The sequence below is a fragment of the Paraburkholderia pallida genome (assembly GCF_004524855.1).
Lineage (GTDB): Bacteria > Pseudomonadota > Gammaproteobacteria > Burkholderiales > Burkholderiaceae > Paraburkholderia > Paraburkholderia oxyphila.
In genome coordinates this window covers 1,768,691-1,785,241 of sequence record NZ_CP038148.1, presented here as the reverse complement: position 1 = coordinate 1,785,241, position 16,551 = coordinate 1,768,691, and the positions used below count along the sequence as shown (strand labels likewise).

General features: G+C 65.6%; 11 protein-coding genes and 1 tRNA gene. 4 read left to right on the top strand and 8 right to left on the bottom strand.

The window, feature by feature from the left end:
• Nucleotides 1–2: 2 nt before the first annotated feature.
• The 4 genes from carB to gloB all read right to left on the bottom strand — a co-directional run bounded on the left by carB (nucleotide 3) and on the right by gloB (nucleotide 7,834).
• Entirely contained in the window at nucleotides 3–3,257 is a 3,255-nt protein-coding gene (gene carB, locus E1956_RS08110; protein ID WP_134748139.1) for a carbamoyl-phosphate synthase large subunit, read from the bottom strand.
• A 153-nt stretch (nucleotides 3,258–3,410) separates the two neighbouring features.
• Nucleotides 3,411–4,553, bottom strand: a complete 1,143-nt coding sequence (gene carA, locus E1956_RS08105) for a glutamine-hydrolyzing carbamoyl-phosphate synthase small subunit (RefSeq protein WP_134748138.1) — start codon at nucleotides 4,551–4,553, stop codon at nucleotides 3,411–3,413.
• Nucleotides 4,554–5,184: 631 nt separating this feature from the next.
• On the bottom strand, nucleotides 5,185–6,837 hold the full coding sequence (locus E1956_RS08100; protein WP_134748137.1) for a transglycosylase SLT domain-containing protein: 1,653 nt from the start codon (nucleotides 6,835–6,837) through the stop codon (nucleotides 5,185–5,187).
• Nucleotides 6,838–6,991: 154 nt separating this feature from the next.
• Nucleotides 6,992–7,834, bottom strand: a complete 843-nt coding sequence (gloB, locus tag E1956_RS08095) for a hydroxyacylglutathione hydrolase (RefSeq protein WP_134748136.1) — start codon at nucleotides 7,832–7,834, stop codon at nucleotides 6,992–6,994.
• 21 nt (nucleotides 7,835–7,855) lie between these two features.
• Here gloB and E1956_RS08090 point away from each other — a divergent pair, with 21 nt between their 5' ends.
• The 4 genes from E1956_RS08090 (at nucleotide 7,856) to E1956_RS08075 (ending at nucleotide 10,073) form a co-directional block, all read left to right on the top strand.
• Entirely contained in the window at nucleotides 7,856–8,689 is an 834-nt protein-coding gene (locus E1956_RS08090; protein WP_134748135.1) for a class I SAM-dependent methyltransferase, read from the top strand.
• A complete protein-coding gene (rnhA, locus tag E1956_RS08085; protein ID WP_134748134.1) occupies nucleotides 8,686–9,129 on the top strand; it encodes a ribonuclease HI in 444 nt (147 codons plus the stop codon). Before E1956_RS08090 ends, rnhA begins: the two co-directional genes overlap by 4 nt.
• A 73-nt stretch (nucleotides 9,130–9,202) precedes the next feature.
• Nucleotides 9,203–9,949 (top strand): DNA polymerase III subunit epsilon, encoded by a 747-nt coding sequence (dnaQ, locus tag E1956_RS08080; protein ID WP_134748133.1) that lies wholly within the window; start codon nucleotides 9,203–9,205, stop codon nucleotides 9,947–9,949.
• Nucleotides 9,950–9,998: 49 nt separating this feature from the next.
• A tRNA-Val gene (locus tag E1956_RS08075) sits at nucleotides 9,999–10,073 on the top strand.
• A gap of 110 nt (nucleotides 10,074–10,183) precedes the next feature.
• Here E1956_RS08075 and E1956_RS08070 read toward each other — a convergent pair.
• From E1956_RS08070 to E1956_RS08055, 4 genes are all read right to left on the bottom strand, one after another.
• Nucleotides 10,184–13,099: a CHAT domain-containing protein gene (locus tag E1956_RS08070; protein ID WP_134748132.1), complete on the bottom strand. Its 2,916-nt coding sequence runs from the start codon at nucleotides 13,097–13,099 to the stop codon at nucleotides 10,184–10,186.
• A gap of 296 nt (nucleotides 13,100–13,395) precedes the next feature.
• Nucleotides 13,396–13,860: a DUF2214 family protein gene (locus E1956_RS08065; protein ID WP_134748131.1), complete on the bottom strand. Its 465-nt coding sequence runs from the start codon at nucleotides 13,858–13,860 to the stop codon at nucleotides 13,396–13,398.
• 107 nt (nucleotides 13,861–13,967) lie between these two features.
• Nucleotides 13,968–14,918: a hypothetical protein gene (locus E1956_RS08060; RefSeq protein WP_134748130.1), complete on the bottom strand. Its 951-nt coding sequence runs from the start codon at nucleotides 14,916–14,918 to the stop codon at nucleotides 13,968–13,970.
• 310 nt (nucleotides 14,919–15,228) lie between these two features.
• Nucleotides 15,229–16,293: a glycosyltransferase family 4 protein gene (locus tag E1956_RS08055; protein ID WP_134748129.1), complete on the bottom strand. Its 1,065-nt coding sequence runs from the start codon at nucleotides 16,291–16,293 to the stop codon at nucleotides 15,229–15,231.
• Between the last annotated feature and the right edge of the window lie 258 nt (nucleotides 16,294–16,551).

The following is a 16,551-nucleotide window of genomic DNA, read 5'->3' as shown; positions in this document are numbered from 1 at the left end:
CCTTAGTTTAGGCGAGCGTGGAGGCCTTGTAAATCATAGACTTCCAGGTTCTTCAGGTAGCGCAAGCCCTCGACGGCGGCGCGTGCGCCCGACATCGTGGTGTAGTACGTGACCTTGTTCGCCTGCGCGCTCATGCGGATCGAGCGCGAATCGGCGATCGCCGCGCGGGTTTCGTCGACCGTCGTGAAAACGAGCGCAATCTCGCCGTTCTTGATCATGTCGACCACGTGCGGACGACCGTCCTTCACCTTGTTCACGACCTTCACCGGCACGCCGGCCGCCTCGATCGCCGCAGCCGTGCCGCGCGTCGCGACGAGCGGATAGCCGAGCTCGTGCAGCATGCGCGCGACTTCGACGGCCTTGGGCTTGTCCGCGTCCATCACGGTGATGAAAACGGTGCCCGACTCCGGCAGGCGCGAACCGGCCGCGAGCTGCGACTTGAAGAGCGCTTCGCCAAAGGTCTTGCCCACGCCCATCACTTCGCCGGTCGAACGCATTTCGGGTCCGAGCACCGGGTCGACAGCCGGGAACTTGATGAACGGGAACACCGCTTCCTTCACGCTGAAGTACGGCGGCACGACTTCCTTCGTCACGCCCTGCTGGACCAGCTTCTGGCCGACCATCGCACGCGCCGCGATCTTCGCGAGCGGCAAGCTGGTCGCCTTCGAAACGTACGGCACGGTACGCGAAGCGCGCGGGTTCACTTCCAGCACGTAGATGATGTCCTTCTTCGAACCGTCATCCTGCGGCACTTGCTGGATCGCGAACTGCACGTTCATCAGGCCGATCACGTTCAGCGCCTTGGCCATCGCGGCGGTTTGGCGCTTGAGTTCGTCGACCGTTTCCTTCGACAGCGAGTACGGCGGCAGCGAGCAAGCCGAGTCGCCCGAGTGCACGCCTGCCTGCTCGATGTGCTCCATCACGCCGCCGATGAACACGTCATCGCCGTCGGAGATGCAGTCCACGTCGCATTCGATCGCGTCGTTCAGGAAGCGGTCGAGCAGCACCGGCGAATCGTTCGACACCTTCACGGCCTCGCGCATGTAGCGCTCGAGGTCGCGCGGCTCGTGGACGATTTCCATGGCGCGGCCGCCCAGCACGTACGACGGGCGCACGACGAGCGGATAGCCGATTTCGTCAGCGAGCTTGAGCGCTTCGTCTTCCGCACGCGCAGTGCGATTCGGCGGCTGGCGCAGGCCCAGGTCCTGCAGCAGCTTCTGGAAGCGCTCGCGGTCTTCGGCCGCGTCGATCATGTCGGGCGAGGTGCCGACGATGGGCACGCCGTTCGCTTCAAGGTCGAGCGCGAGCTTCAGCGGTGTCTGGCCGCCGTACTGCACGATCACGCCAACCGGCTTTTCCAGGTCGACGATTTCGAGCACGTCTTCGAGCGTGAGCGACTCGAAGTACAGACGGTCGGACGTGTCGTAGTCGGTCGAAACGGTCTCAGGGTTGCAGTTGACCATGATCGTTTCGTAGCCGTCTTCGCGCATGGCGAGCGCGGCATGCACGCAGCAGTAGTCGAACTCGATACCCTGGCCGATCCGGTTCGGGCCGCCGCCCAGCACCATGATCTTCTTGTTGTTCGTCGGATTCGCCTCGCACTCTTCCTCATAGGTCGAGTACATGTAGGCGGTCTTCGTCGCGAACTCGGCCGCGCAGGTGTCCACGCGTTTGTAGACCGGGCGCACGTTCAGCTCGATACGGCGCTTGCGCACGTCGGCGGCGTTCGCGCCGAGCAGCTTAGCCAGACGGCGATCCGAGAAACCGCTCTGCTTGAGGTAACGCAGTTCGTCCTTCGAAAGGCTCTCGAGCGTGCGGCCGCGGACGGCCGCTTCCTTCTTGATGATCTCTTCGATCTGCGCGAGGAACCACGGGTCGATCGCGGTTTCTTCGAAGATCTCTTCGCGCGTCATGCCCACGCGGAACGCGTCGCCCACAAACCAGATGCGGTCCGGGCCGGCTTCGCCGATCTCGCGGATGATCTCGTCGCGGCTCGTGGTCTTTTCGTCCAGACCGTCGACGCCGACTTCGAGACCGCGCAGCGCCTTCTGGAACGACTCCTGAAAGGTGCGGCCGATAGCCATCACTTCGCCCACCGACTTCATCTGCGTCGTGAGGCGCGGATCGGCTTCGCGGAACTTCTCGAACGCGAAACGCGGAATCTTCGTCACGACGTAGTCGATCGTCGGCTCGAACGAGGCCGGCGTCGCGCCGCCCGTGATTTCGTTCTTCAGCTCGTCGAGCGTGTAGCCCACGGCCAGCTTCGCCGCCACCTTGGCGATCGGGAAGCCCGTGGCCTTCGAGGCGAGCGCCGACGAACGCGACACGCGCGGGTTCATTTCGATCACGATCATGCGGCCCGTCTTCGGGTCGATCGAGAACTGGACGTTCGAGCCGCCCGTATCCACGCCGATCTCGCGCAGCACGGCCAGCGAGGCGTCGCGCAGGATCTGGTATTCCTTGTCGGTCAGCGTCTGTGCCGGCGCAACCGTGATCGAGTCGCCCGTGTGGATACCCATCGGGTCGAGGTTTTCGATCGAGCAGACGATGATGCAGTTATCCGCCTTGTCGCGGACCACTTCCATCTCGTATTCCTTCCAGCCGAGCAGCGACTCTTCGATCAAGAGCTCGCGCGTAGGCGAGAGGTCGAGACCGCGCTTGCAGATCTCTTCGAACTCTTCGCGGTTGTAGGCGATGCCGCCGCCCGAGCCGCCGAGCGTGAAGGACGGACGGATCACGACCGGATAGCCGCCGGTGCCGGTGGCTTCGGAAATCTCGCCTTGCACCTTGAGCGCCTCTTCCATCGAGTGGGCGACGCCCGACTTCGCCGAGCCCAGGCCGATCTTCGTCATCGCGTCCTTGAACTTCTGGCGGTCTTCGGCCTTGTCGATCGCTTCGGGCGACGCGCCGATCAGTTCGACGTTGTACTTCTTGAGCACGCCGTGGTGGTGCAAGTCGAGCGCGCAGTTCAGCGCGGTCTGGCCGCCCATCGTCGGCAGGATCGCGTCGGGGCGCTCCTTCTCGATGATGCGCTCCACCACTTCCCACGTGATCGGCTCGATGTAGGTGACGTCGGCCGTGTTCGGGTCGGTCATGATCGTCGCCGGATTGCTGTTGACGAGAATGACCTTGTAGCCTTCCTCACGCAGCGCCTTGCACGCCTGCGCACCCGAGTAGTCGAACTCGCAGGCCTGGCCGATGATGATCGGCCCCGCGCCGATGATGAGAATGCTCTTGATGTCTGTCCGCTTGGGCATAACGCTCTCGCTAAATATTCCTGTGTCTTGACTCCCGGCGCGAGGCACGTGCTTCGTCTACCGAATCACGCCTTGCCGCTCGCCGTCGGGCGCGCGCGTGGGCCGGAACCCGGCTCGCTGCGTGCCCTGCTCTGCTCTTGCGCCGGCTATGCCTTACTTGCCGGCATTCGCGCTGTCCATCAACGCGGTGAAACGGTCGAACAGATAGCCGATGTCCTGCGGACCCGGCGATGCTTCCGGGTGGCCCTGGAAGCAGAACGCGGGCTTGTCGGTGAGTTCGAAGCCTTGCAGCGTGCCGTCGAACAGCGAAACGTGCGTGACGCGCGTGTTCGCGGGCAGCGTGTCGGCGTCCACTGCGAAACCGTGGTTCTGCGACGTGATGACCACGCGGCCGTCGCCGAGATCCTTCACCGGATGGTTCGCGCCATGGTGGCCCGTCTTCATCTTCAGCGTCTTCGCGCCAACGGCCAGGCCCATGATCTGGTGGCCCAGGCAGATGCCGAAGGTCGGAATGCCGCGCGCAATGAATTCCTGCGTAGCCTTGATTGCGTAGTCGCACGGCTCCGGATCGCCGGGGCCGTTCGAGAGGAACACGCCGTCCGGGTTCAGCGCGAGCGCATCTTCGGCCTTGGCCTGAGCCGGCAGCACCGTGACATGGCAGCCGCGCTCGGCCAGCATGCGCAGGATGTTCTGCTTCACGCCGAAGTCGAACGCCACGACCTTGTACTTCGGCGCCGATTGCGTACCGTAGCCTTCGCCCAGACGCCACTCGGTGGTCGTCCACTCGTAGGGCTTGTCGGTCGAGACGACCTTCGCGAGGTCCATGCCCGCGAGGCCCGGGAACGAGCGCGCGAGTTCGATGGCCTTGGCCTCGTCGTCCGAGCCCGCGAGAATCGCGCCGTTCTGCGCGCCCTTCTCGCGCAGGATACGCGTGAGCTTGCGCGTGTCGAGGCCGGCGATCGCCACCACGCCTTCGTCCTTCAGATAATCGCCGAGCGTGCGCTCCATGCGGAAGTTCGAGGCGAGCGTCGGCAGGTCGCGGATGATCAGACCGGCGGCATGGACTTTCGTGGCTTCGACGTCTTCGGCGTTGACGCCGACATTGCCGATATGCGGATACGTCAGGGTAACGATCTGGCGAGCGTAGCTCGGGTCTGTCAGGATTTCCTGATAACCGGTGATGGCCGTGTTGAACACGACTTCACCGATCGTATGACCCGGCGCGCCAATCGAGTAACCACGAAAGACCGTGCCGTCGGCGAGCGCGAGCAGAGCGGGAGAGAATGACGGCAACACGGGAGACTCCTTGGGGGAGCACCCTGTGCCGACCTGTTATCCGACGTTGCGATCTTGGACCTGGGAGCGGCTGCGGCGTCGGCGTCCTGATCGGGGGCGACAAGGACGCGCGCGCGGCTCGCTCTGCAGTCTGCTCGTTACGCGACCTTCCGTGTTTGACCGGGTGTCGGGCGCCGGGCCGCGAAGGTGCGTTTGTGACGCTCGATCGGGCGGCAGCCAGCCAGTAGAAACAGAAAGCGCGGGCGGCGGATGAACGGGGGGAAGGAGGTAGGCGCTAGGGTGCGGGTTGATAAGCTCAAACCTTGAAATTATAGCGCGAAAACGCCCTTTCTTTCAAATTTCGGGATGACGCCCAGCGGGCGGCGCGCCGATGCAGGCCGCGGCGGCGCCCTTTCCACTATAGGCGCCGAACCGCGCCCGGCAAGCGCGGCAACCGCCATCTAGGCGTGCCGGCGCGACGTTCGCCCCTAAGTCGGGCGCCCCTATGCCGGGCGCCCCAATTTACTGCCCGCCAATGAAAACGCCGCCACCTGGCGGGGTGACGGCGCGAGAAACCAAGTGGCAAAAGTGATCGGAGCGAAACATCGTGCACTGCCCCCGCAGCGCACGATTGAGCACCCTACGCCAGCCGCTATTTGGGTTTGTGCTTCTGCGTGTGGGTTTCGGCCTTCGGGCGGCTTGCCGCACCCTTCGACGCCTTGCTGGGCGCTGCGCCGGAAGCCTTTTCCTTGACTGGCTCGGAAACCTTGACGACCTCGGTGCGCGCGCGACCGTGTTTCTTATCGTAGCGCGACTTGGAACCCGTGTCTGCAACCCGGGTGCCGATGCGCTCCACGCCGCCACCGGACACATTGGCTGCCAGACGCTCCGGCCCCGGCTCGCTCGGCATCGCCTTGCCGACCGGCACGTGCAGCACGAGCACCTGGCCAGGCGTCACGAGGTCGCGGCGCGTCTTGTTCCAGGCCTTGAGCTGGCCGACCGAGACGCCATAGCGCCCCGCGACCGCATCCATCGACTGCTTGCGACGCACGCGAATCAGCATCTTGCGCGTGTCGGGCACGTCCGGCTCCATGGCCAGCACGGCGCTTTCGGCGACGTCGGCGCTGATGTCCTCGTCGTCGCCGTCGTCGGTGCGCGGCACCACGAGCGTCGAGCCCGCCTTCAGGCGCATGCCCGCCGGGATCTTGTTGACCGACATGAGCGTGTCCGCATCCACGCCGATCTTCTGCGCGATCGCCGACGGCGTCGTGCGCGAGTCGGTTGTGTAGACGGTCCACGAGGAAAGCTGGCCCGAATACGACTTGAGGTTGCGCTCGAAGGCACTCGCGTTGTCGAACGGCAGCAGGATCTGCGGGTCGGTCGCGCCGAGAATGACCGGCTTCTTGAACGACGGGTTGAGCGAGCGGAACTCGTCGGGCGTCATGTTCGCGAGCTTGGCCGCGACGTCCACGTCGATATCGTGCGACGTCGTGACCGTGACGAAATACGGGTGGTTGGGAATCGAAGGCAACGTGAGCCCGTATTGCTGCGGGTTCATCACGATGTTCTTGACCGCCTGCAGCTTGGGCACGTAGTTACGTGTCTCATTCGGCATGCGCAGGCTCTGATAGTCGGTCGGCAGACCGGCCGCCTGGTTGCGCGCGATGGCGCGCTGCACATTGCCCTCGCCCCAGTTGTAGGCCGCGAGCGCCAGATACCAGTCGCCGAACATGTCATGCAGGCGCGACAGATAGTCGAGCGCCGCGCTGGTGGAGGCGAGCACGTCACGGCGCTCGTCCTGCCACATGTTCTGCTTCAGGTTATAGGTGCGGCCCGTGCCGGGCACGAACTGCCACATGCCCGCCGCCTTCGCGACCGACAGCGCCTGCGGGTTATACGCGGACTCGATGAACGGCAGCAGCGCAAGCTCGGTCGGCATATGGCGCGCCTCGAGCTCCTCGACGATGTGGTACAGATATTTCTGCGACCGCTCGGTCATGCGCGCGACGTAGTCGGGACGCTCGGCATACCACTGGGCGTTCATGTCGACCAGATCGCTCTGCAGGTCGGGCATCTGGAAGCCGCGGCGGATTCGACCCCACAAGTCGGCGTCGGGACTCGTGAGCTGGTCGACCGAGCCCTGGTCGACGTTGATGGTTTCTTTCGCTGCGGAGGTCTTGCGGATGGCGTCGGCGCGCGCCTGGGGATCTGCTGGGGCAAGCGAGTTGGCTGAATTCGCAGCAGGTCCCCCGCTCGCACAGGCGGCGAGCATGAGAACCAGCAGCGCGCTTAGGATAAATCGCATGAACGTCTACTTGCAAATGGCGGGAATTTGGAGCCGATAGTACGGGCCGCACACGTTTCCGTCAATCGGAATAATTGGAAAAAAACCATGAAAATCCGCAGCTTGGACGACGTTCCATACTTTTGGGATGAGGATACCCGCGTAAGCCGTTGGGTCAGCGGAACCGATTCTTCCATTCGCGCATCAGCGTAAAGGCGGTCAGTCGATCCGGCACCGTTTCATGGAGCGCCTCGGCGAGCGTCGCCTGCACGGCCGGATCGCCGGCCCTCATGAATGGGTTAACGGCGCGCTCATGCAAAATTGTAGTCGGCAAGGTGGGGATGCCGCTTTCGCGCAACGCTTGTGCCTGCCGGCTCCAGTCGCGCAAGTCAGCGTTGCCCGGGTCGCAGGCCAGCGCGAAACGGATATTCGAGAGCGTGTACTCGTGGGCGCAATGGACCTCGGTGGCGCCCGGCAGCGCCGCGAACGAATCGAGCGAAGCGAGCATCTGCGCGGGCGTGCCCTCGAAGAGGCGCCCGCAGCCGCAGGCGAACAACGTGTCCCCACAAAACAGATGCGGCGTGCCCGAAGCATCGGCGGCCTGGAAATACGCGATATGGCCGCGCGTGTGACCCGGCACGTCCATGACCTTGAAGTCGAGTTCGGGCGCATCCAGATGGAGCGCATCGCCGCCCTTCACGCGCGTGACGAACGCATCGAGCGGGCCGAGCGCCTCGCCGGCCGGGCCGTACACGGGCACGCGCTCATCCGAAAGGAGGTCGGCCACCCCGCCGACGTGGTCGTTGTGGTGATGGGTGAGTAAAATAGCGACGAGCCGCCAGCCTCGCTTCGCCAGATACGCGCGAACCGGCGCGGCGTCGCCCGGATCGACGGCAACGGCATTGCGGCCGTCCGACACGACCCAGATGTAGTTATCTTCAAAAGCCGGAACCGGTACGTATTCGAGTGCGGCAAGCGTGGCGGCTGGCACGGATGCGTGCTCAAGCGGACTCTTCATGGGGCGGCCTACTTTTTCGACATGTCTAACCGAACGATTATAGACTGGCCCGCCTGGACCGGATCGCCCGCAGGCAAGTACGTGCTGGGGTGGGAGCAGGAGCAGCTCGACCGCGTGGTGTCGAACATGTTCGGCTACCATGCGCTGCAGCTCGGCCTGCCGCAGCTCGACGCGCTGCGCGAGAACCGCATGCCGTGCCGCGGCCTCGTGCTCGACGCGGCCAGCGCGTCGAGCGCGCCGTATACCGTGCCGGGCGCCCACGCGCCGTCCGATTTGCAGCTCCCGCCCGCACCCCACGCGCCGGCCGGGCGCAGCACGGTCTGGTGCGACCATCTCGATCTGCCGTTCGAGGCGCAGAGCGTCGACCTCATCGTGATGCCGCACACGCTGGAATTCACGAGCGATCCGCACCGCCTGCTGCGCGAAGCCGAACGCGTGCTGATGCCCGAAGGGCAGTTGCTGATCGTCGGCTTCAATTCGCTTTCGCTGTGGGGCGCGCGCCAGTCGGTGGCCAAGCTCACGGGGCATCCGTTTCTGCCCGCGCGCGAAGACCTGATCGCCTTCACGCGCCTGAAAGACTGGATCAAGCTGCTCGGCTTCGAGCTTGAACGCGGACGCTTCGGCTGCTATCGTCCGCCGCTCGCCACCGAGCAATGGCTCGGGCGCTACGCATTCATGGAGGCCGCCGGCGACCGCTGGTGGCCGATCTTCGGCGCCATCTATATGGTGTCGGCCACCAAGCGCGTGCGCGGCATGCGCCTCGTCGGCCCGCTGAAGGTCAAGAAGCCGGTGCTGGCGCCCAGCCTGAAGGCCGCCGCCACCACTCCCTCCCCTACTCGCAACAAGGACTCATGAGCTCACCCGACTTCGTCGAAATCTTCACGGACGGCGCCTGCAAGGGCAACCCCGGCCCCGGCGGCTGGGGCGCGCTCTTGCGCTTCGGCGCGCAGGAAAAAGAACTGTTCGGCGGCGAGCCCGGCACGACCAACAACCGCATGGAGCTGATGGCGGTGATCGCCGCGCTCGACGCGCTCAAGCGCCCGTGCAAGGTGATCGTGCACACCGACTCGCAATACGTGCAGAAAGGCATCAGCGAGTGGATCCACGGCTGGAAGAAGAAGAACTGGATGACAGCCGCGAAGACGCCCGTCAAGAACGACGACCTGTGGAAGCGTCTCGACGCGCTCGTCGCCCAACACGAGGTGGAGTGGCGCTGGGTCAAGGGCCACGCCGGCCATCCCGAGAACGAGCGCGCCGACGCGCTCGCGAACCGCGGCGTCGCCACCCTCGCCTGAATTTGAGCGGCGCGTGCAGCGTGTTCCGTCGAACGCGCTGTCCCCGCCTCCATACCATCACGCTGCAAACGACATGCGCCAGATCATTCTCGATACCGAAACCACCGGCCTGAACCCCCGCACAGGCGACCGCATCATCGAAATCGGCTGCGTCGAGCTGGTCAATCGCCGGCTGACGGGCAAGAACCTGCACTTCTACGTCAACCCCGAGCGCGACAGCGATCCGGGCGCACTGGCCGTGCACGGCCTGACCACCGAGTTCCTCTCGGACAAGCCGAAGTTCGCCGAGGTCGCGGACGAGATCCTCGACTTCGTGCGCGACGCCGACATCATCATTCACAACGCGCCGTTCGATATCGGCTTTCTCGACGCCGAGCTCACGCTGCTCGGCAAGCCGGCGTTCAAGGAGCACTGCGGCGAGGTGATCGACACGCTGGTGCAGGCCAAGCAGATATTCCCCGGCAAGCGCAATTCTCTTGATGCGCTGTGCGACCGCTTCGGCATCAGCAACGCCCACCGCACGCTGCATGGCGCACTGCTCGACTCGGAATTGCTCGCCGAAGTTTATCTGGCGATGACGCGCGGCCAGGAAAGCCTCGTTATCGACATGACGAGCGCGACCGAGGCTAGCGGCAGCGTGGCGACGCCGCGCGTGAAGTTCGACACGCTTGCGCTGCCTGTGATCGCCGCAAGCGAAGAAGAGCTCGCTGCACATGAAGCGCTGCTCGATGGCCTCGACAAGGCGATGAAAGGCACCTCGGTGTGGCGCACGCAACCGGCTCCCGCTGAGGAGAATGCGGCCACTGCGCAAAATACTTAAAAAAGGTCTTTACAAGATCGGAAACGCCCGGCATAATTTCAATCTCTTCGGGTGGTTAGCTCAGCGGTAGAGCACTGCCTTCACACGGCAGGGGTCACTGGTTCGATCCCAGTACTACCCACCAGGATTTCTGGTGTTGGTAAAGACAAGCACCGAAGATAAAGCCCCGTTGCGTACGCAACGGGGCTTTTCATTTCCGGCGCAGGGCGACGCGCCCCGAAAAGGGGCGTCCGCTTATCGCTGCGCATCTCCCGCCAGAAAATACGCAGCCCAATAATAAGGATGCCGATACAAAGCACCCTCCTTCCCGGCTGCCATTGCGCGTTCGGTCTGGGCAAGCGCATCGGCCTTCGAAAGCGCCGGATTCGCCGCGTAGGCATCGAACAGCCCGCTCGTGACGAGCGCGGCCGACTTCGACTCGACCGCCCACTGCGTCACGAGCAGGCTGCGCGCTCCGGCCGCAAAAAAAGCCCGAGCGAGCGCCGACACCGAATCGCCCGCATCGCCAGTCGCGAGCCCCGTATTGCACGCCGAAAGCACGACCCAATCCGCGTTCAGGCGCAGCGTCACGATATCGTCGGCGGTGAGGATCGAATCGGGCAGCCCCCGCCCTTCGTAGGCCAGCGCGAGCCCCGCCTTGCGCAGCCCCGGCACCTCGCCCGGAATCACGCCGTGCGTCGCGAACAGCACCACCCGATCGTTCGAGAGGTTCTCCCCCAGCACGTGGGTGCGCGATGCCGCGAGCCCCGAAATCACGCTCTGCTGCGGCGAAGCACCCAGCGCCACGGCGATGGCGTTCGCCTCATCGAGCGTCTCGGGCAGCGGCGTCACGCGCCGGTAGTCGAACGAAAGCGTGCGCGCATCGATGGGAAATGCACGTGCGCCCACCACGGTGGCCGGCGCTGCGCCCTCTTGCGGCGCCTGCGCGCGGCCGTCGAAACTCGGGTCCGCAAACGCGACCAGTGGCTCGCTCGCGTGCGCCACACGTTCCGCGCGCGCACTCACGAGCGCCGACGCACTCGGCATGCGCACCGGCGTCGTGCTGTCGAGCCACCAGTCGGCGTCGGCCAGGCTCGATGCCGGGCGTCGCAGCAGCACTTCATAAGGAATGCTTGACAAAATCCCGCTCGTCGAGAGATAGACCGTCTTCGCGCCCTGCACGTCCGCCTCGATCGGCGCGATGAGCGCGCGATAGAGCCCGGCCGCGGCGTTCAGATCGAAGCCTGCAAGGTCGCCCGGCTGCGTGGGCGGCATGCCTGCGTCGAAGCCGGCGCGCAGCGCCGCCACCTGTTTGGCGAGCGTCGCGCGTGTCACCGGCAACACGACGGCATGGAGCGTGTGGTCCGGGCGCACCACGAACGCATAGCTCGCTTCGCGGCCCGCGTAGAGATCCACGTAGACTTCGCCTGCGTGCAGGACGGCGCCGACCGCTTCGGGCGTTGGAATCGCGGGCGCAACCAGCTCCCGGTAGCGCGGAAACTGCGATGCAATTTCGCGCCGCAGCGCGCGCAGCTTGTCCTCTGCATCCGAGGACGACGATGCACTCGTCTCGAGCTGGTAGCGCAGCGCCGCCTCCTGCTCGATCAGTGCGCGTAAGGCCGGCGTTTGCGCGGCGAGCCGCGTCGCGCCGTCATTCATGGCGCCCTGCGTGGCGTTCATATGGAACAGTTCGGCGATGCGAAACGCCAGCGCCTGGCCAGTCGCGCCATCGTTCATGAGGCGAGCCATCGAGAGCGCGAGCACGCCATCGTCGATGATGCCGCCGCGTGTGCCCTCGTCGTCCCACTCGTCGTCGCTGCCGAGCGAGGGCTCGACGTAGCTCGCGATATCCGCCTCGCTCAGGTCGCCCTGCGGGTCTTCGAGGCGATAGAGCATTGCCAGCGCCGAATCGAACTTGGCAGCTGGATTGTCGGTTCCTCTGCGCAAGGAACGCTTGCGTTTGTGCCGATGAATTCTTTCAGGGTCATTGTTCTCGTCAATGCTCCGTTGCGCTTCACGCCAATTGCCGCCAGCCGCGAACGCGAGCGATGCGCCCTCTTCCGCGCCGAATCCCAGCGTCGGGTTCGACGCGAGCGCCGTCTGCCAGCCCGCCACGTCGGTTCGATAGTCGCCGATGCGGCCCATCGCAAGCGCGATCAGCAAGCGCAGGCGCAGCGACTCGGCGTACGGCGAGGCGACGGGCGACATGCCGGCCTCGCGAAAACCGTCGATGGCCTCGTCGATCGAAGCAAGCGCCGCGTCGTAGTCGTCGAACGAGGTCAGCGCCAGCGCCCGTGCGCGCGCCACCTGCGCACGCTGGGCCGTCGTGGGATGGAGTTGCGGGCCATTGTCGAGATCCCAGCGGAGTTCTTCGACGTAGCTGAGCGCCTCCGTCGCACGATTGCAGCGGATCAGCAGATTGGTTTGCGTGGGCAGATCGCTGATCAGTTCGTTGGCGGCCGCATGGCGCCGTGCGGGGCTGAGCGACGCATTGCCGAGGTCGCGCCAGGCGAGATCGGTCGCTTCGCGGTTCAGGCGCAGCGCCACGTCGAATTGCCCCCGGTAACGCCATGCGAGCACCGCTTCGGCACGCAGCACCGCGTAAGCCGGATTAGCGGGCAAGGCATCGAGATCGGCGTCTTTCGTCTCGGCCGCGAAGGACTTCGCGTCGTCGAGCGCCCGGTGACTGCGCGCAAAGTCCTTCTCGTAAGCATACGCCGTGGCGAGCTCCGAAGCCGCGAGCGAGCGGCGGCCCGGCGCAATGCCGCTGTCGCTCGCGATCAGATCGAGCACGTGGAAGTAGTCGTTGATGTGCCCTTCGCGCGCGTCCGCGCGGGCGAGACGGTCGAGCAGCGCGAGGCGCGCCCGGCCGTCCGGCATCTCGGCAAGCCGGGCCTTGAGCGTACGTTCGTCGAGTGGGAGCGGCGCCTGGGACGGGGTCGGCGACGACGCATTGACCTGCCCTTGCGCTGAAGTCTGGGCCTGCACTTGCGCCTGCGAGAGCGCCTCGTCGTCCTCGCGACGGCCACCATGCATGCCCTTGTGATGGCCCTTTCCCGCATGGAGGTCCGTATCCCCGTCCGGCGCCTGGCACCCCGCGCACAGCAACACGAGTGCCACCGCCGCGAGACAGCGCGCGGCCATCCGCGCACGCGATCCCTGCAAGCCCATGATGCGTCTCCCCTCGCAGCGCAACATGTCTGAGACGAGCGGCGAGCCGTCCTGCGACGCCCGCACGCATGGTATTCGCCTGCCTCACCGGCCTTCTGTTTCCTGCCGTTGCCCGGCGCGAGTCGATCTTAATGCCACGCGCGCCGCGGGCCGAGCGCCGATGCGCCTGCTATGTGCGCCAGCGCTCCCGCGCGGCGACAACATTCATCAGAGCATTGGGATGGCGCGCCTTGAGCGCCTGATTCGAAGCGTGCTTGCCGCCGCCCCGCTACGCGCCCACCGCCAGGCGCACCTCGCTAGGCGCCCCCCGTATCGAGGCCAATTCCGCGCGCCATGCCCGTCGCGGCGAACACCATCACGACGAGCAGCACCGTCTGCCACGCGCCGATCCGCGCATACGTCGGCGCGCCGGTGAGATCAGGCACGTCGCCCCGGCGCACGGCGAGCCGCCAGCGCAACAGCGCCCTCATCGGCGCGATCTCGAGCAGCAGGATCAGGACGAGCACGCCCATCTTCACGTGAAAGAGCGGCTCATGCAGGTAATAGTCAGCGCCTTTCTCGAACCCGCCGAACGCGCGCATCGCCCCCGTCACGATCAGCACGAGCGCCGAGCCGCCCCAGCCATTGTCGGCGCCGAAGATCGCGGGCAACGCCTCGGTGGACGTGCAGCGGCGCAGTCCGCGCGTGCGCCGCAGAATCGAGGCGAGCGCGAAGCCGAAGGCCAGCAGGTGAATGGCGGCAAGCAACCAGCGTATGAGCATCGCGACTCCTTCGAAACGACGACGGGATCGACAAGCTTGCGCGAAGCGCACTCCGCGCAGGAACGGCCTTAAGCGGTGCTGCCAGACGGCTCGGCCAGCGCGGCGCGCTAGACCTGTTTCAGTGCGGTGTCGAGTGCGCGCGCGGCGACGCGGTCGCCTTCGGTGACGAGTCGTACGCGCATGACGGTTTGACGATTGTGTCCCGCCGCTGCCGGCGAGTCCCACAGCAATTCGATCCGGGGATAGCGCCCGGCGGTGCGCGCCGGCGCCGCATGACGCGGCGGCGCCGGTGCGGCAGGCACGTCGCTCGCAGCCGGCTCGACCGCGGTGGCCGATATCGTCGGCGCGCCCGGTGCCGGGCTTGCAGTCTGCGCAACGGCGCCGGGTTCGGCCGGCGTCGCGTCAGCCGCTGGCGCATCGGCCCGTGCGTCCGCCGGCGCGGAACGCGGCGTGGCGGCGGCCGGCTCGATACCCGCCGGCCCGCGCACCGACAGTTCGCGCGCATCGTACTGCCCGACCTTGCGGCTTTCGAGCCAGACGATGGTCGTGCGCGTCGCGGCGTCGATCGACACCGCATAGCGTCCGATCGCGAAACGCCGCGCCGCCACATTGGTGCGCCACAACGCGCGCGGACGGCAGATCCAGACCACGGACGCGTAGAGCGCGGGCGCCACGACGAGCCAGCCGTTGGTGGACTCGATCGCCTGCACCGCGCTGCGCCAGCCGGCGTCCCAGACAAACAGGCCGATCGACCAGAGCGCGAACAGACAGCCGAGCACGCCGAAAATGCGCAACGCCTGGCGCAGCCATTGAGGCAGCGGATGGAACGGCCGCTCGACGCGCGCCTTCGCGCCGGGCAGCACGATCAGCAGAAACAGGAACACCAGATTCAGGCACGCAACCGGCGACGACGCCATGCCCCGCAGCGCCGGGAGGAAATTCATGTCCCCCATCGAGTGGAGCCAGCGCGCAAGGATCACGAGACCGATTGCACGCAGCGCAAACATCTTTCCGGCACCGGGAACGGTGGCGGCGCGCGTCGGTCGAGATCTCGCCAAGGCACTTCTCCTCAGGTGGCGTGGGTCTTGCGCTGTGGTCATGCGCAGTCGTCTTGCGCGCTTTTCGCGCGCTGCGGTCGTGAAAAAATTGCGGATTTCGCGGAACGGCCATTATAGGGACATTGCCGCCGCCCCTCACGCTCGCCGGTAGTGTTTACCTTGTCCCGAGACCAAATGCGGCGCAAATGCGACAACGCCCCGGTGCAGGGCACCGGGGCGTTGGGGGATTGGAGCGGCGGGGAACGCGCTGCGGCGCGTCCCGGGCGGCGGCAGCCTTGCTAGCTGCCTGCCTTGCCGATGCGCTGGCCGCTTAGCCGGCGTTGACTTCGCGCAGCACGGTGCGGCGCTTCTGGCGCAGCATTTCTTCGTACACGGCGACGTAATTGCGCGCCATCACCTTCGACGAGAAGCGTGCCTCGAACGCGCCGCGCACCTTCTCGCGCGACAGCGTCGACAGGCGCTTGACCGCTGCGACCGCGCTGATTTCGTCTTCGACGACGAAGCCCGACACGCCATTGTCGATGACTTCCGGCACCGAGCCGCGCTTGAACGCGATAACCGGCGTGCCGCAGGCCATGGCTTCGATCATCACGAGACCGAAGGGCTCCGGCCAGTCGATCGGGAACACCAGCGCATGCGCATTGCCGAGGAACTCGCGCTTTTCGGCTTCGCCGATTTCGCCGATGTACTCGACGTGCGGCAGCGCCATCAGCGGCTTGATGACTTCTTCGTAGTAGGCACGGTCGGCCTTGTCGATCTTGGCGGCGACCTTGAGCTTCATGCCCGCCTGGCCGGCAATACGGATCGCCTTGTCGAGACCCTTCTCCGGCGAGACGCGGCCGAGGAAGGCGAGGTAGCCGGGCTCGACGTTCGGAATCGGCTTGAGCACGTCTTCCGGCAGGCCGTGATAGACGGTCTGCTGCCACGCGGCTTGCTGGAGCGGGATGCGCTGGTTGTCCGAGATCGAGACGACCGGCACGTCGCTGAACGCGTTGAAGATCGGCTGCAGTTCCGGCAGGTCCAGACGGCCGTGCATCGTGGTGACGAACGGCACGTCCTGGCGCTGGAACAGCGAGAACGGGTAATAGTCGATGTGGAAATGCAGCACGTCGAATTCATGCGCGCGGCGGCGCACTTCTTCGAGCAGCAGCATGTGCGGAGCCATCACGTCGCGAATCGTCGGGTCGAGGCGCAGCGCCTGCGGCCAGAATGCTTCGAGCTTTGCCGAGGTGATCGAATCGCCGCTGGCGAAGAGCGTGACGTCGTGGCCCTGCTCGACCAGCGCTTCGGTCAGGTAGGAGACCACCCGTTCCGTGCCGCCGTACAGCTTGGGAGGAACCGCCTCGTGCAACGGAGCGATTTGAGCGATTCGCATAGTGGTGAACTCCTTCCTCGTAATAAATCGGGCAAAGTACTGCAATTTTGACAATCGACCTCGCGAGCTGCGGCCTCTGTGCCGCGCGCCCTACCAGGCGTCCATACCGCTAACCGCGCCGGAAGCCCGGCACACTGACCGACGCAGTTGTGATGTCTTGGGTTGACACAAGCGGCGGCTCAGGCGGTAAACGCGCAGGGTTCGCGGTCGTTGACGTCATGCTGTCAAATTCCCTACGCTGTTCGAGTCGGCATTATC

Coding starts and splice junctions, on each gene's coding strand:
- carB (WP_134748139.1), bottom strand. CDS start 3,257: ATGCCCAAGCGGACAGACATCAAGAGCATTCTCATCATCGGCGCGGGG.
- E1956_RS08100 (WP_134748137.1), bottom strand. CDS start 6,837: ATGCGATTTATCCTAAGCGCGCTGCTGGTTCTCATGCTCGCCGCCTGT.
- gloB (WP_134748136.1), bottom strand. CDS start 7,834: ATGAAGAGTCCGCTTGAGCACGCATCCGTGCCAGCCGCCACGCTTGCC.
- E1956_RS08090 (WP_134748135.1), top strand. CDS start 7,856: ATGTCTAACCGAACGATTATAGACTGGCCCGCCTGGACCGGATCGCCC.
- rnhA (WP_134748134.1), top strand. CDS start 8,686: ATGAGCTCACCCGACTTCGTCGAAATCTTCACGGACGGCGCCTGCAAG.
- dnaQ (WP_134748133.1), top strand. CDS start 9,203: ATGCGCCAGATCATTCTCGATACCGAAACCACCGGCCTGAACCCCCGC.
- E1956_RS08070 (WP_134748132.1), bottom strand. CDS start 13,099: ATGGGCTTGCAGGGATCGCGTGCGCGGATGGCCGCGCGCTGTCTCGCG.
- E1956_RS08065 (WP_134748131.1), bottom strand. CDS start 13,860: ATGCTCATACGCTGGTTGCTTGCCGCCATTCACCTGCTGGCCTTCGGC.
- E1956_RS08055 (WP_134748129.1), bottom strand. CDS start 16,293: ATGCGAATCGCTCAAATCGCTCCGTTGCACGAGGCGGTTCCTCCCAAG.